Annotated in this window: 11 protein-coding genes; 3 read left to right on the top strand and 8 right to left on the bottom strand. The window is 65.7% G+C overall.

Translation table 11 applies throughout. The features are described from left to right. Positions 1 to 136: 136 nt before the first annotated feature. The 3 genes from AC0MAZ_RS11800 to AC0MAZ_RS11790 are packed head-to-tail and all read left to right on the top strand — an operon-like array spanning position 137 to position 5,606. Complete coding sequence (locus AC0MAZ_RS11800) at positions 137 to 1,375, top strand: exonuclease SbcCD subunit D C-terminal domain-containing protein (protein ID WP_203647505.1); 1,239 nt, start codon at positions 137 to 139, stop codon at positions 1,373 to 1,375. Then, on the top strand, positions 1,372 to 5,016 hold the full coding sequence (locus tag AC0MAZ_RS11795) for an AAA family ATPase (protein ID WP_475861191.1): 3,645 nt from the start codon (positions 1,372 to 1,374) through the stop codon (positions 5,014 to 5,016). Before AC0MAZ_RS11800 ends, AC0MAZ_RS11795 begins: the two co-directional genes overlap by 4 nt. Continuing rightward, on the top strand, positions 5,013 to 5,606 hold the full coding sequence (locus AC0MAZ_RS11790; RefSeq protein ID WP_203647506.1) for a glutathione S-transferase: 594 nt from the start codon (positions 5,013 to 5,015) through the stop codon (positions 5,604 to 5,606). The genes AC0MAZ_RS11795 and AC0MAZ_RS11790 overlap by 4 nt, the downstream gene beginning before the upstream one ends. Positions 5,607 to 5,763: 157 nt before the next feature. Here the strand turns inward: AC0MAZ_RS11790 and AC0MAZ_RS11785 are convergent, their stop codons facing one another. From AC0MAZ_RS11785 to AC0MAZ_RS11750, 8 genes are all read right to left on the bottom strand, one after another. Further along, positions 5,764 to 5,940, bottom strand: coding sequence for a hypothetical protein (locus AC0MAZ_RS11785; RefSeq protein WP_167388412.1), 177 nt, complete (start codon positions 5,938 to 5,940; stop codon positions 5,764 to 5,766). A 270-nt stretch (positions 5,941 to 6,210) separates the two neighbouring features. Then, positions 6,211 to 7,341 (bottom strand): lactonase family protein, encoded by a 1,131-nt coding sequence (locus AC0MAZ_RS11780; RefSeq protein WP_475861189.1) that lies wholly within the window; start codon positions 7,339 to 7,341, stop codon positions 6,211 to 6,213. Next, positions 7,307 to 7,597, bottom strand: coding sequence for a DUF5629 family protein (locus AC0MAZ_RS11775; RefSeq protein WP_475861188.1), 291 nt, complete (start codon positions 7,595 to 7,597; stop codon positions 7,307 to 7,309). The genes AC0MAZ_RS11780 and AC0MAZ_RS11775 overlap by 35 nt, the downstream gene beginning before the upstream one ends. Before the next feature lie 135 nt (positions 7,598 to 7,732). Beyond that, the gene (locus AC0MAZ_RS11770) at positions 7,733 to 10,126 is read right to left on the bottom strand and encodes an efflux RND transporter permease subunit (protein WP_203647508.1); all 2,394 of its coding nucleotides are present in this window, start codon (positions 10,124 to 10,126) and stop codon (positions 7,733 to 7,735) included. Beyond that, positions 10,123 to 11,139 (bottom strand): WD40/YVTN/BNR-like repeat-containing protein, encoded by a 1,017-nt coding sequence (locus tag AC0MAZ_RS11765; RefSeq protein ID WP_475861186.1) that lies wholly within the window; start codon positions 11,137 to 11,139, stop codon positions 10,123 to 10,125. The genes AC0MAZ_RS11770 and AC0MAZ_RS11765 overlap by 4 nt, the downstream gene beginning before the upstream one ends. A 270-nt stretch (positions 11,140 to 11,409) precedes the next feature. After that, entirely contained in the window at positions 11,410 to 14,067 is a 2,658-nt protein-coding gene (gene pepN, locus AC0MAZ_RS11760; protein WP_475861185.1) for an aminopeptidase N, read from the bottom strand. Positions 14,068 to 14,080: 13 nt separating this feature from the next. Then, a complete protein-coding gene (locus tag AC0MAZ_RS11755) occupies positions 14,081 to 14,911 on the bottom strand; it encodes a DUF2797 domain-containing protein (protein WP_028692915.1) in 831 nt (276 codons plus the stop codon). Beyond that, positions 14,908 to 15,168, bottom strand: coding sequence for a YeaC family protein (locus AC0MAZ_RS11750; protein WP_011532970.1), 261 nt, complete (start codon positions 15,166 to 15,168; stop codon positions 14,908 to 14,910). The genes AC0MAZ_RS11755 and AC0MAZ_RS11750 overlap by 4 nt, the downstream gene beginning before the upstream one ends. Positions 15,169 to 15,174 lie beyond the last annotated feature (6 nt).

The following is a 15,174-nucleotide window of genomic DNA, read 5'->3' as shown; positions in this document are numbered from 1 at the left end:
GGGCGGCGCTCGATCTCATCGGCGCTGCAACTCTTTCGCCAGACACATAGGGAACGCCACTCGGTGCCCGCCCCGCGATGAGTTACCATAGCGCCCTTGTCCATAAGCCCCCTGCCGCTCACCCAACGGATCTTCCATGCGTCTGTTTCATACCTCCGACTGGCACCTGGGTCAAAGCCTGCACGGCCAGGAACGCGACTTCGAACACGCCTGCTTCATCGACTGGCTGCTCGGCCAACTGCGCCTGCGCCAGCCCGACGCGCTGCTGATCGCCGGCGACATCTTCGACACGGTCAACCCGCCGGTCAAAGCCCAGGAGCGCCTCTACGACTTCATCGTCCAGGCCCACGAGCAACAGCCCAAGCTGGACATCGTGATGATCGCCGGCAACCACGACTCCGGCTCGCGCATCGAGCTGCCGGCGCCGCTGATGCGCCGCCTGCGCACCCACGCCCTGGGCCGGGTGCACTGGCTCGACGAGGGCCAGCTGGACACCGAGCGGCTGCTGATCCCGTTGACCAACGCCCGCGGCAAGGTCGGCGCCTGGTGCCTGGCCCTGCCCTTCCTGCGTCCGGCCGAAGTCACCGGCCCCGCGCTGGGCGACGACTACCTGCAGGGCATCAACCAGGTCCATGAGCAACTGATCGCCGCGGCGCAGAAGAAGCGCAAGAAAGACCAGGCGCTGGTCGCCATCAGCCACGCGCACATGGCCGGAGGCAGTATCTCGGAGGACTCCGAGCGCAGCCTGATCATCGGCAATGCCGAGGCCCTGCCGGCCAAACTGTTCGACAAGGCCATCAGCTATGTCGCCCTCGGCCACCTGCACAAGCCGCAGAAGGTCAACCGCGAGAACCGCATCCGCTACAGCGGCGCGCCGATCCCGTTGTCGTTCGCCGAGATCAACTACCCGCACCAGGTCCTGGAAGTCGAGCTGGACGGCGCCGAGCTGGTCAGCATCGAGCCGCGTCCGGTACCCCGCGCGGTGGCCCTGCAACGGGTCGGCCCGGCGCCGCTGGGCGAACTGCTTGAACAGCTCGGGCAACTGCCGGTGATCGACCTGCTCGAAGACCCCAACCGCCAGCCCTGGCTGGAAGTACGGGTGCGCCTGGACGAGCCGCAGCCCGACCTGCGCCAGCAGATCGAAGGCGCCCTGCAGGGCAAGGCCGTGCGCCTGGTGCGCATCAGCGCCGAATACGCCGGCAGCGGCCGCGCCGAAGACGACGAGCAAGCCTTCGTCGAGCTGGCCCAGATGACCCCGCAGGACCTGTTCGGCCGCGCCTGGGAGCAGGCCTACGGCAACCCCGCCGACGACCAGGCCCTGGCCGATTTCGCCGAATTGCTGCAGGACGTCCTGCAAGAGGAGGAGCAGGCATGAAGATCCTCGCCATCCGCCTGAAAAACCTGGCCTCGTTGGCCGGCCCGGTCGATATCGACTTCACCGCCGAGCCCCTGGCCAGCGCTGGCCTGTTCGCCATCACCGGGCCCACCGGCGCCGGCAAGAGCACCCTGCTCGACGCCCTGTGCCTGGCGCTGTTCGGCAGCGTGCCGCGCCTGAACGACATCGCCCGGGAAGCCAAGGTGCCGGACGCCGACGGCGAGATCCCCACCTCGGATCCGCGCAATTTGCTGCGCCGCGGCACCGGCAGCGGCTTCGCCGAAGTCGATTTCGTCGGCATCGACGGCGGCCGCTACCGCGCCCGCTGGGAAGCCAACCGCGCCCGCGAAAAAGCCACCGGCAAGCTGCAGAACAGCCGCCAGAGCCTCTACGACCTGGACAGCGAGCAGCTGCTGGGCAGCGGCAAGAACGAATACAAGCAACTGGTCGAGGCCCGCCTGGGCCTGAACTTCGAGCAGTTCACCCGCGCGGTGATGCTGGCCCAGAGCGAATTCGGCGCCTTCCTCAAGGCCGACGACCGCGAGCGCAGCGAACTGCTGGAAAAACTCACCAACACCGCGATCTACACCCGCCTGGGCCAACGCGCCTTCAGCAAGGCGCGGGAAACCGGCGAGGTTCACAACGACCTGAAGAAGCAGGCTGAACACCTGCTGCCGATGCAAGCCGAAGCCCGCGCCGCCCTCGACCAGGCACTGGAACAGGCCCAGCAGCAGTTCAAGGCCGAACAGGCGCGCCAGCGCCAACTGGAACAGCAGCGCATCTGGTTTGCCGAACAGCAGCGCCTGCAGGCCCAGCACAGCGAAGCCGGCACGGCCCTGCAAAATGCGCAACACGAGTGGCAGCAACTGGCCGAGCAGCGCGTCGACCTGCAACGCCTGGAGCGCCTGGCGCCCCAGCGCCACCAGTTCCACCGCCAGCAGCACCTGGCCGGGCAACTGGCCCCGGTGCTGGCCGATATCGACCGGCAACTGCGCCAGCAAACCGAACTGCAGCAACACACCAACGCGCTGCAGCAGGCTCTGGAAACGGCCCGCCAGCACCTGGTCCAGCACCAGGCCCTGCACGGCGAAAACGCCCCGCGCCTGCGCCAGGCCTTCGCCGCCCAGGGCGACCTGACGCGCCTGGACAAGGAGCTTGCCGAACAACGGGAAGCCTGCACCCAGGCCGAACAGGAAGTCGATGCAGCCCAGCAGCAACTGCAGCAGCTGGAAGACAACCAGCAGCGCAGCCTGGAGCAACTGGCCCAAATCGACAGCGCTCTGGCCGAAAGCGAACCGCTCGGCAGCCTGGCCGACGCCTGGCAGGCCTATCTGCCGCAACTCAAGCAGGTGATGCTGATCGGCGGCCGCCTGGCCAAGGGCCGCGAAGAGCTGCCCGGCCTGCAGGCCCAGGCCAGCCAGGCCAACGCCCAGCTGCAAGCCCAGCGCGAACATTTCGAGTTGCTGTTCCGCGAGGCGGGGGCCGAACCCCAGGCGCTGGCCGAGCAGATCGACCTGCTCGGCGCCATGCTCCAGGACAACCGCAAGGAGCAACGCGCGGTCGAGGAACTGTCGCGCCTGCATGGCCGCGAAATGGAACTGCGCAACGGCCTCAATACACTGCGCGAGCGCCAGCAACAGGCCATGCAGCAGCGCCAGCAACTGATCGGCGAAGGCACGGCGGCCAAGGCAGAACTGGAGGGCGCCGAGCAGGCGCTGACCCTGACCCGCCAGTTGCTCGAGCGCCAGCGCCTGGCGCGTAACACCAGCGTCGAGGAACTGCGCGCCCAACTGCGCGATGGCGAGCCCTGCCCGGTGTGTGGCAGCGCCGAGCACCCGTTCCATCAGCCCGAAGCGTTGCTGCACAGCCTCGGTCGCCACGACCAGGCTGAGGAAGCGGCGGCGCAGCGGCAGGTCGAACAGCTCAATACCAGGTTGGTGGAGCTGCGCACCGAGTTGGGCGTGGTCAACGCCCAGCTCAAGGACTACCAGCAGCAACAGCAGCAGTTGGGCGAGCAGTTGCAGCCCGTGCTCGAGCAGGTTCAGGCCCATGCCCTGTGGCCAGCGCTGGCGCCGCAGGACGACAGCGCCCGTGGCAAGTGGCTCGACGGTCAGCTGCGCCGCCTCGGCGACGAGATCGACCGCGACGAGAAACGCCAGGGCGCCCTGCTCGCCCTGCAAAGGGATGCCGCCCGTCTCACCCAGCAATTGCAGGCCGCCGGCGAAGCCCAGCAACAGGCCCAGCGCCACCTCGACCAGCAGCACCAGGCCCTGGCCGCCGACGAGCAACAACTCGCGCAGGCCCTCGAAAGCCTCGAAAGCGTGCTGCCCCCGGACATTCTCCAGGCCCTGCGCGACGACCCGGCCAATGCGTTCCTCGGCCTCGACCAGCAGATTGCCCAGCGCCGCCAGCAACTCGACCTGCGCAAGGACGAGCTGGAAGAACAACAGGCTCGCCAGGTCCAGCTGGACAAACAGCGCGATCAGCAACAGGCACGCCTGCACAGCCAGCAGCAGCTGCAACAGAAACTCGCCGTGCTGGAGGAGCAACGCCACAAGGCCCAGGCCACCCTGGGCGAGCTGCTCGGCGACCAGCCCAGCGCCGAAGCCTGGCAGCAGCACATGGACACCCAGTTGGAACAGGCCCGCGCCGCCGAGGCAGACAGCGCCCGGCAACTGCAGGCGCTGCACACCCAGGGCGTGCAACTGGCCGGCGAGCTCAAGGCCAACCAGCAGCGCCAGCAGGCACTGGAGCAGGAGCACCAGCAGCTACAGGGCGAAATCGCCCAGTGGCGCAGCGAACACCCGGAGTTGGACGACGCCGGCCTCGACCGCCTGCTGGCCATCGACGACAGCCAGGTGGGCGAGCTGCGTCAACGCCTGCAGGCCGCAGAAAAAGCCGTCGAGCAAGGCCGCGTGTTGCTAGGAGAGCGTGAGCAGCGACTGCAGCAACACACTGCCCAGGCCCACGGCGAGTTGCCCGTCGAAGCGTTGGAAACCGCCCTCGCCGAACTGGCCGCACAGCTGGCAGCCCAGGAGCAGCAATGCGCCGAGCTGCGCGCCCAACAGGCCGAGGACCAGCGCCGGCAACAGGCCAGCCAGGCCCTGGCCGAACAGATTGAACAGGCCTACCAGCAATGGCAACGCTGGGCACGTCTGAATGCGTTGATCGGCTCGGCCTCGGGTGATGTGTTCCGCAAGATCGCCCAGGGCTACAACCTCGACCTGCTGCTGCATCACGCCAACAGCCAGTTGCGCCAGCTGGCCCGGCGTTATCGCCTCAAGCGCGGCGGTAGTGCCCTGGGCCTGCTGGTGCTGGACACCGAGATGGGCGACGAACTGCGCTCGGTGCATTCGCTGTCGGGCGGCGAGACCTTCCTGGTGTCGCTGGCCCTGGCCCTGGGCCTGGCATCCATGGCGTCGAGCACTCTGCGTATCGAATCGCTGTTCATCGACGAAGGCTTCGGCAGCCTCGACCCCGAGTCGCTGCAACTGGCCATGGACGCCCTCGACGGCCTGCAGGCCCAGGGGCGCAAGGTGGCAGTGATCTCCCACGTGCAGGAGATGCACGAGCGCATTCCGGTGCAGATCCAGGTGCGCCGCCAGGGCAATGGCCTGAGCGACGTGGAGGTGTGCGGGTGATCCTCTACTCGTTCCGTCGCTGCCCCTGGGCCATGCGCGCGCGCCTGGCCCTGCGCTACGCCGGCTGCGACGTGCAGGTCCACGAGGTGAAGATGAAGGAAAAGCCGGCCGTGCTGCTGGCACTGTCGCCCAAAGGCACGGTGCCGGTGCTCGATACCGGGGATGTGGTGCTGGAGGAAAGCCTGGACATCATGCGCTGGGCGCTCGCCCGACATGACCCCGAGGACTGGCGCCTGCAGGCCGATCCCACTGCCGCGCAGCAGGCCGAAACGCTGATCACGCGCAACGACAGCACCTTCAAGGCGCAGGTGAACCTGTACAAGTACGCCGAGCGCTACCCCGAGCACACCCGGGCGCACTACCGCGCCCAGGCCGAGCCCTGGCTGGCCGAGCTGGAACGCCTGCTCGAAGGCAGGCCCTACCTGCTGGCCGCTCACCCGAGCCTGGCCGACGCCGCCTTGCTGCCCCTGATGCGCCAGTTTGCCGGGGTCGAACCCGAATGGTTCGCCGAGGCGGCTTATCCGCGGTTGCGGAGCTGGTTGCAGGGCTGGCTGGCATCGCCGCTGTTCAAGGCCGTGATGGCCAAGTGAGACAGCGTATCGCTCAAAGCGCCAGGATCGGCGCGGACATCAACAACAGCACTACCGCCGTGATACGCCACATCATGCTCTGCCCCTTTGGAGAGTCAAAAAATTAGCGTCAAATTAAATCACTTGGCGTTGTGCTATTACCAATGGCTTTACACACTCAATTGGCATGCTTGCTCAGGGCGGCATGGAAATGCGCGCTCTGCTGCAGGTACTTCTGGGTGTAGCTGTGGGTGTTCGATGCCTTGGCGCTTTGCTCCAGTTGGGCGTGGGCCGGCAGCACGACGGAGGCGGAGATGGCGGAAGCGGCGATGACCGGGAAGAGATTGAAGTTCATGTGGGCTGACCTCGACTTCGGTGGTTGACGTTAGCCCGTTGGGGCCTTGGGTCAAAACTTACGCCGATGCATCTGCCTGGAAAAATTCATTGCAGCAGTAGCGAATATCACCCCCATCGATAATTGGACACGCGCCCCCTGTAGGAGCGGCCTTGTGCCGCGAAAGGGCTGCACAGCAGCCCCGGCGATTGATGCATTAACGCTGAAATCCTGGGGCCGCTCTGCGGCCCTTTCGCGGCACAAGGCCGCTCCTACAGGGCAAACGCAGGTTCATTCCAAAAACTTGAGATCCGAAGGCGCCTGCTGGGGCAGTTTCTGCACCGTATCCCCCAACTTGCCGCTGCGCGGATCGCGGCGCATGACCACGATCTGGTTGCTCTTCTGGTTTGCCACCAGCAGGTAGTTGCCATCCGGATCGAGGGCAAACTCCCGGGGATGGTCGCCCTCCACCGAGCGGCGCTGCAGCAGGGTAAGTTGGCCATCGTCCTTGCCCACGGCGTACACCACGATCTCGTTGGCAGTGCCACGATTGCTGACATAGAGGAAGCGCCCATCGGCCGATAGGTGCAGGCCACCAGCGGCCTTCGCCGCAGCGTCCTTGCTCTCGGTCAGCGGCAGGCGCTGGCGTTCAGTCAACGCGCCGTCCTGCACATCGAACACCACCACCTCGGCGCTCATCTCCAGGGTCAGGTAGGCATGCCGACCCTTGGCATCGAACAGCAGGTGACGTGGCCCGCTGCCAGGCGGCAACTCGACCGAGGGCGGAATCGCCGGGCTCAGCGGATGCTCGGGGCTGGCGCCGTCGTAGCGGTAGATGAACACCTTGTCGGCGCCCAGGTCGCTGGCGTACAGGTGGCGGCCATCGGGCGACAGCACCAGCGAATGCACATGGGCACCGGCCTGGCGTTCGGGGTTGACCTTGCTCGGCGCATGCCGGGCCTGCTGCACCACCGGTTTGAGCTTGCCGTCCCGGGCCACCGGGATCACCACCAGGCTGCCACCGGGGTCGGGGGCGACGGCGTAGTTGGCAACGAACAGGTAGCGCTGGTCGTGGCTGAGGCTGGCGTGGGTCGGCTCGTCGCCCTGGCTGGGCACCTGGTTCAGCAGCTTGATCTCGCCCTGCTTGCCCAGCGAGAAACTGCTGACCTGGCCCTTGGGCGTTTCATTGACCGCGAACAACTGGCGCTGGTCGGCAGACAGCACCAGCCACGAGGGGCTGACGCTCTTGACCACTTGCCGGGGTTTGGCGTCAATCTGGCCCGTGCGAGAGTTGAAGTCGTAGCGGTAGATCCCTTCGCTGCCGTTGTCGGTGTAGCTGCCCACCAGCAATGTGGCGGCCTGGGCGTTGACTGACAAAGCCATGAGGCTAGCGGTCAGCAGGTGTGTCCATTTCCTGTTCATCGTCTTCTTCATCCGGGGCACGAAAGGCACTCATACAGACTAGACGATGCTCGCCTCCGTCACTGACCAGGCTCCAGTCATCGCCCGCGCCGGTGGCGGCGCTGATCTGGTCGGGGGTGAAGGTCCAGCGACGCAGCTGACGGCCATCCATGCACTCGATGGTGAGGCCGGATGCGTCGAAGGTGAAGTCGAAGGCGTGCAGGCCGTCGATCAGGAGCATGTCGCAGGATGCGAGGGCGGTGGCGAGGGTGGACATGGGACGAGAGATTACCGATGGAAAAAAGAGCCGACAGTATACGCTGTGGGAGCGGGTTTACCCGCGAATGCGTCGGTGAGTGCACCATCGTATTCGCGGGTAAACCCGCTCCCACAGACTCTACTGCCGCCTTGGTCAGTGAGCGAAGATCGACCCGCCTTCCTTGCCCGCCAGCTTCTCAGGCTTGATCAGGAACCGCGCCAGCGCCGGCAGCAGCCACAGGGCGCCGAACATGTTCCACAACAGCATGAAGGTCAGCATCAGGCCCATGTCGGCCTGGAACTTGATGGCCGAGAAGATCCAGGTGCACACGCCGATGGCCAGGCACAGGCCGGTGAACAGCACTGCCTTGCCGGTGGAGCGCAGGGTTTCGTAGTAGGCCTCCTGCAACGGCAGGCCGGCGCGCAGGAAGCTCTCCAGGCGGCTGTAGATGTAGATGCCGTAGTCCACGCCGATGCCCACGCCCAGCGCCACCACCGGCAGCGTGGCGACCTTCACGCCGATGCCCATGAACGCCATCAGTGCGTTGCCGAGCACCGAGGTCAGCACCAGCGGCAGGACGATGCACAGCGTCGCGGCGAAGGAGCGGAAGGTGATCATGCACATCACCGCCACGCAGATGTAGACCAGGATGAGAATGGTCAGCTCGGCCGACTTGATCACTTCGTTGGTGGCCGCCTCGATGCCGGCGTTACCCGCCGCCAGGAGGAACTGCAGGCCGTCCTTGTTGTGGCTGTCGGCAAAGGCCTTGGCCGCGGCGGTGACCCGCTCCAGGGTCTCGGCCTTGTGGTCGTTGAGGAACACCAGCACCGGCGCCAGCGAGCAGTCGGCGTTGTACAGGCCATCGGCGCGGGCGATGGAGTTGTTGAGGATGTCCGGGTTGCGCGACAGGGTTTCCCATTTCAGGCTGCCCTCGTTCATGCCCTTGATGACCTGTTTCGACACGGTCACCAGGGAAATGGTCGACTGCACCCCCGGGGTGTTGTCCATGGTCCACATCAACTCGTCGATCGGCGCCATGGTCGAGTGGATCGAGCAGCTCTCGGCCGGGGTCTTGACCATGATCACCAGCACATCGGAACTGGTCGAGTAGTTGCTGATGATGAAGCTGTTGTCCTGGTTGTAGCGCGAGTCCGGGCGCAGCTCCGGCGCGCCCTGGTCAAGGTCGCCGATCTTCAGGTTCTGGCTGTACCAGAGGCCGCCGGCGAAGGCCAGCAGCGCCAGCACCACCGACACCGGCGCCACCTTGGCGCTGGCGAAGTTGGACAGCAGGCGCCAGAACGGGTGCTCGCGGGTGGCGTCCTTCTTGCTGCGGGCGATGGCCTTCTGGCTGATGCCGACGTAGCTGATCGCCACTGGCAACAGGATCAAGTTGGTGAAGACGATCACCGCCACGCCGATCGAGGCGCCGATGGCCAGCTCGCGGATCACCCCGATGTCGATGATCAGCAGGGTGATGAAGCCCACGGCGTCGGCGAGAATGGCGATCATCCCCGGCAGGAACAGCTGGCGGAAGGTGCGCCGCGCCGCGGTCAGGGCGTTGTCGGCGTCGCTGGACTGCAGGGCGATGCCGTTGATCTTCTGCACCCCGTGGGAGATGCCGATGGCGAAGATCAGGAACGGCACCAGCATCGAGTACGGGTCCAGGCCGAAGCCCACCGCATGCATCAGCCCCAGCTGCCAGACCACCGCCACCAGGGTGGTGATGAGCACGGCGATGGTGCTGCGGATGCACCAGGTGAACCAGTACAGCAGCGCCCAGGTGATCACCAGCGCCACGCCGAAGAACATCGCCACCATCACCAGGCCGTCGATCAGGTCGCCGACCTTCTTGGCAAAGCCGACGATGTGGATCTTCACATTGGGGTTCTGTGCCTGGAACTTGTCGCGGATCTTCTCTTCCAGCTGATGCGAGAACTGCTGGTAGTCGAGCTTGACCTGCTTGCCCGGATCCTGCGGATCGGGGTGGCTCTCCAACAGCGGAATGTCGATGATGCTGGACTTGAAGTTGTTGGCCACCAGGCGCCCGACCTGGCCGGACTTGAGCACGTTGTCGCGCAGGGTGTCGAGGCTGTCCTGGGAGCCGTTGTAGGTGTTGGGGATCACCTCGCCGCCGGAGAAGCCTTCCTCGGTGACCTCGCTCCAGCGCACGCTGGGGCTCCACAGCGACTTGAGGCCGGCGCGGTCGACGCCGGGGATGTAGAAGACTTCGTCATGGATCTGGCGCAGGGTCTCCATGTAGTCCTTGTCGAAGATGTCACCCTTGGTCGACTCCACCGACACACGCACGGTGTTGCCGAGGTTGGCCAGGTCGTTGCGGTGCTCGAGCATCTGCTCGATGAACGGATGCTGCAGCGGGATCATCTTCTCGAAGCTGGTGGAGGGGCGGATCTGCGTGGCCTGCCAGAACAGGAAGATGCTCACCAGCACGCAGATGGCGATGACGATGGGGCGGTTGTTGAAAATCAGGCGTTCCAGCAGGGTGGCCTTGTCCTTGTGCTGCATGTCGAAGCTCTCCCGGCTGGTCATGGACGCGCCTCCTGGGTGCCGTCGGCCGAGGCCAGGTGCACGCCCCCTTGCCCGACCAGCAGCAGGCCGCCACCGCCCAGGCCGCTGACGCCCGACAGGGCGATGCGGTCGGCGCGGTTGCGCACGCTGAAGGTCTGCCCGTCATCATGGCTGCGCAGTACGCTGCCGCCGTTGCCGACCAGCACCAGGCTGCCGTCTTCGAGAAGCGTAGCGCTTGCCAGGCCGAATTCGAGCGGGCCGCGTTCGGCCTTGAGCTCGATCGGCTGCCAGCTGTCGCCGAAATCAGTGGAGCGGAACAGGTTGCCGCGCAGGCCGTAGGCCAGCAGGGTGTTGGGGTGGGCGGTGCCGATCACGCCGAACAGCGAGCCCTCGTAGGGGCCCTGGACTTTGGTCCAGCGCTGGCCGGCATCGCTGGAGCGGAACATGCCGCCCTGCTCGCCGACAATGAACAGGCCGGCGTCCTTCACCTGGGTGATGGCGTTGAGGTGCAACTGCTCGGGGTTGTCCAGGCGCTCGGCGACGTCCTGCCAGTGCTGGCCGCCATCGAGGGTTTCCAGCACGGCACCGTAGGCGCCCACGGCGAAGCCGTGCTGCGGGTCGAGGAAGCGCACATCGAGCAAGGGGGCTTCGCGGGACAGGTCTTCGAACTGCTTGCTCCAGGTCGCGCCGCCGTCGCTGCTGGCGAGGATCTGCGCGTCGTGGCCGACGGCCCAGCCGCGCTTGTCGTCAAGGAAAAACACGGCGGTGAGCAGTTGCCGGGTGGGGACCCGGGCCTGGGTCCAGGTCTGGCCCTGGTCGTCGGAGAACAGAATGTGGCCGCGGTCGCCGACCACCACCAGGCGCTGCCCGGCGTGGGTGGCGCCGATCAACAGGCTCTGGCTGGCCTTGGCCGACTCTACCGAGTATTCCTCGGCGGCCACCGCCGCCAGGACTTGCCCGGCCCCGATACTCAGCGTCAGCGCCAGCATCGCGCTGGCCGCCAGGCTGTAGCGTGCCCTTGCCCGCTCTCTCATGACTGCCCCCTGTTGTGTTCTTGTGGTGGGTCAATCTATTGCCAGGTACTGCGAAAACCCTGTTCCAGAGCCCTGGAATAGCTTCGGGTCATCGTATCGGGGTTGTTCGGCGGAACACAACGAGCGGGACGTTATGTTTTGTTAACCACAAGAACAATTGGGGCCGCTGCGCGGCCCTTTCGCGGCACAAGGCCGCTCCTACAGAGGATCGCGGCCCCCTGTAGGAGCGGCCTTGTGCCGCGAAAGGGCTGCGCAGCAGCCCCAGGTGTCTCAAGCGAGACTCTTGCTCACCACCTCATACACATCGCTGGACAGCGCCCCGGACGCGAGAATCCGCTCCAGCTCGCCCTTCATCAGCGCCTGGCGCTTGTCGTCGTACTTGCGCCAGCGGGTCAGCGGTGCGAGTAGACGCGAAGCGATCTGCGGATTCAGCGCGTTGAGCTCGATCACCAGGTCCGCCAGGAAGCGGTACCCCGAACCATCTGCGGCGTGGAAATTGACCAGGTTCTGCCCGGCGAAGGCGCCGACCAGCGCCCGCACCTTGTTCGGGTTCTTCAGGGTAAAGGCCGGGTGCTGCATCAACGACTGGACCCGCGCCAGGCCGCCCGGCAGTGCACTGGCCGCCTGTACGCTGAACCACTGATCCATGACCAGCGGGTTGTCCTTGAAGTGCTCGGCGAAGGCCTCCAGCGCCTTGGCCCGCTCGGGCTCGAACGGCGAGTTGACCAGCACCGCCAGGGCGGTGAGGCGCTCGGTCATGTTGTCGCACTGGTCGAACTGCTCCAGGGTCGCCTCCAGTACCTGCGGCTTACCACTGAGCATCAGGTAGGACAGGGCGATGTTCTGCAGGCTGCGACGGGCGAAGTGCTCGGCAGAGGCCACGTAGGCCGTCTTGCGCGACACCTCGCGGTTGGCCTGGTAGCGCGACCACAGGGCGTCGAACAGCTGCTCGGCGATCTGCTGGCGGGCGAACTCGCGGGCGGCGTGGATCGCCTCGACATCGGCCACCTGGCTGATCTCGGTGAGGTAGGCCTCGCCCGGCAGCGAGAGCATCTCGGCGACCATGGCAGGGTCCAGCGACGCATTGCCAAGCACGGTGCCCAGGGCGGTGATCAGGCGCTGGTCAAGCGTGAGCGCTTCGCCGCGCTGATGCTGGCCGATCAGTTCCTGCAGTACCTGTACCGACAGCTGCTGGCCAGCTTCCCAGCGGTTGAAGCCGTCGCTGTCGTGCTGCATCAGGAACATCAGCTGATCGCGGTCGTACGGGAAGCCCAGCTTGACCGGCGCGCTGAAGCCGCGCAGCAGTGACGGCAACGGCTTGGCCTTGATCCCCTCAAAGGTGAAGGTCTGCTCGGCCTCGGTCACCGACAGCACGCGGCTGCTGCCGACGGCCTGCGCCTCGCCCACCAGGCGCAGCGGCAGGTCGTTGCCCTCGGCGTCCAGCAGGCCCAGGGCCACCGGGATCACGAACGGTAGTTTCTCGACCTTGTCCGGGGTCTGCGGGCAGCTCTGGCGGAAGGTCAGGCTGTAGGTCTGCGCGGCGCCGTCATAGGCCTCGCTGACCTCCAGGCGCGGCGTGCCGGCCTGACTGTACCAGCGCTTGAACTGGGTCAGGTCGACGCCGTTGGCGTCTTCCATGGCCTTGATGAAGTCGTCGGTGGTCACCGCCTGGCCGTCGTGACGCTCGAAGTACAGGTCGCTGCCCTTGCGGAAGCCCTCGGCGCCCAGCAGGGTATGGACCATGCCCACGACCTCGGCGCCCTTCTCGTACACGGTCAGGGTGTAGAAGTTGGAGATCTCGATGAAGCTCGCCGGACGCACCGGGTGGGCCATGGGGCCGGCATCCTCGGCGAACTGGTGGGTGCGCAGGTAGGCGACATCCTCGATGCGCTTGACCGTGCGCGAGTTCATGTCGGCGCTGAACTCGGCATCGCGGTACACCGTGAAGCCTTCCTTGAGCGACAGCTGGAACCAGTCGCGGCAGGTCACGCGGTTGCCCGACCAGTTGTGGAAGTACTCGTGGGCGACCACGCCCTCGACACGCTGGTGGGCGGCGTCGGTGGCGGTCTCGGCGCGGGCCAGCACGCAGCTGGAGTTGAAGATGTTCAGGCCCTTGTTTTCCATGGCGCCCATGTTGAAGTCGTTGACCGCGACGATCATGAAGATGTCCAGGTCGTACTCGCGACCATAGACTTCCTCGTCCCAGCGCATCGACTTCTTCAGGCTGACCATGGCGTGGTCGCACTTGTCGAGGTTTTCCGGCTCGACATAGATGCGCAGGGTCACCTCGCGGCCTGACTGGCGAACGAACGTGTCTTCCTTGCACCAGAGGTCCCCGGCCACCAGCGCGAACAGGTAGGCCGGCTTCTTGAACGGGTCTTCCCAGGTCGCCCAGTGGCGGCCGCCTTCAGCCGGGCCGTCACCGACCGGGTTGCCGTTGGACAGCAGCACCGGATAGCGATGCTGCTCGGCGATCACCGTGGTGGTGAAGGTGCTCATCACGTCCGGGCGGTCGAGGTAGTAGGTGATCTTGCGGAAGCCCTCGGCCTCGCACTGGGTGCAGAACATCTTGCCGGACTTGTACAGGCCTTCCAGTGCGGTGTTGCTTTCCGGGTGGATCTTCACGCTGGTATCCAGGGTGAAACGTTCGGCCTTGGGATGCACGGTGAGGCTGTCGTCATCGAGCTGGTAGTCGTTGGCGCCCAGCGCCTGATCGTCCAGCTGCACGCTCAGCAGCTCCAGGTGCTGGCCATCGAGCACCAGCGGCGGCAGGCCGGCGCCGCGCTCGGGGTTGCGGCGCATGACCAGCTGCGCATGGACCAGGCTGTGGTCCTCGAACAGTTCGAAGGTCAGGTGGGTCTCGTCGATCAGGTATTCGGGGGCCTGATAGTCCTTGAGGTAGATCACTTGCGGTTGTTCGGTACGCATGGTGACGATCCTTTTACTGGAGCACGGCCAGCTGGTAGGCCGTGTACTTGCGAATGTTGATCACGCCGGTGTCGAAGATCAGGTACTGACCCTTGATGCCCAACAGGGTGCCTTCCACGACCGGGTCCTTGTCGAGGTTGAAGCTGACGATCTTTTTCGGGTAGGCCTCGACCGGGTAGCGCATCTGCACCACCTCGGCGTCGGGCAACGGCTGGATGGCCTGCAACCCGAAGCGCTCCTGCAGGCCGCGGATGCCGTCGGCGCAGGCGTCGAAGATCTGTTCGCGGATGGCCGGCAGGTCGAGCACCTCGGCGTCGCCCTTGAGCAACGCGCGCCAGTTGGTGCGGTCCGGCACCTGGCTGCGCAGCACGTCCTCGACCAGCCCGGATTGCTGACGAGTGGCCACGCGCATGATCGGCAGCGCCTGGCTGGCACCCTGGTCGAGCCAGCGGGTGGGCAGCTGGGTGGCGCGGGTGATGCCGACCTTGATGCCCGACGAGTTGGCCAGGTAGACCACGTGGTCGGTCATGCAGAACTGCTCGCCCCACGAAGGCTCCCGGCAGGTGCCTGCGTCGTAGTGGCATTTCTCCGGGGCCATGATGCACACGTCGCACTGGGCCAGCTTGGTCATGCACGGGTAGCAGTAACCCTGGCTGAAGCTGGTCTTGGTGCGCTTGCCGCAGTGGGTGCAGTGGATCGCGCCGAGGTATTCCAGGCGGATCGACTGGCCGATCAGCGGGTTGACCGGCACCTCGGCGTCATCCAGGCGGAAACTGTATTGAACGACCGGTGCGTCCAGACGCACCGCCATCTTGCTCAAAGAGCCACGAGCGAGTTCGATCAATGTACCGAGTCCGACTTGAACAGGATGTTGGCGATCGGCGCCGACTTCGAGGCGCACTCCTGCGGGCCCATGTAGCCGGTGCGCTGCTCTTCGGGGAGGTTTTTCATCTCCCAGGCGATCACCGCCTGCAGCGACAGCTCCTTCTGTTCGGCGGTCAGCTTGCGGCCGTCGGACCATTTGCCGATCTCCACGGCCGTCTTCAGGCTCTCGTAGATCTCGGGGGTGATGTTTTCGATCATTTGCGCGAACGTGGACATGGTGTC

Source organism: Pseudomonas sp. A (assembly GCF_056270345.1).
Note: the sequence above shows the minus strand (reverse complement) of the source record. Positions and strands in the feature narration are given on the sequence as shown.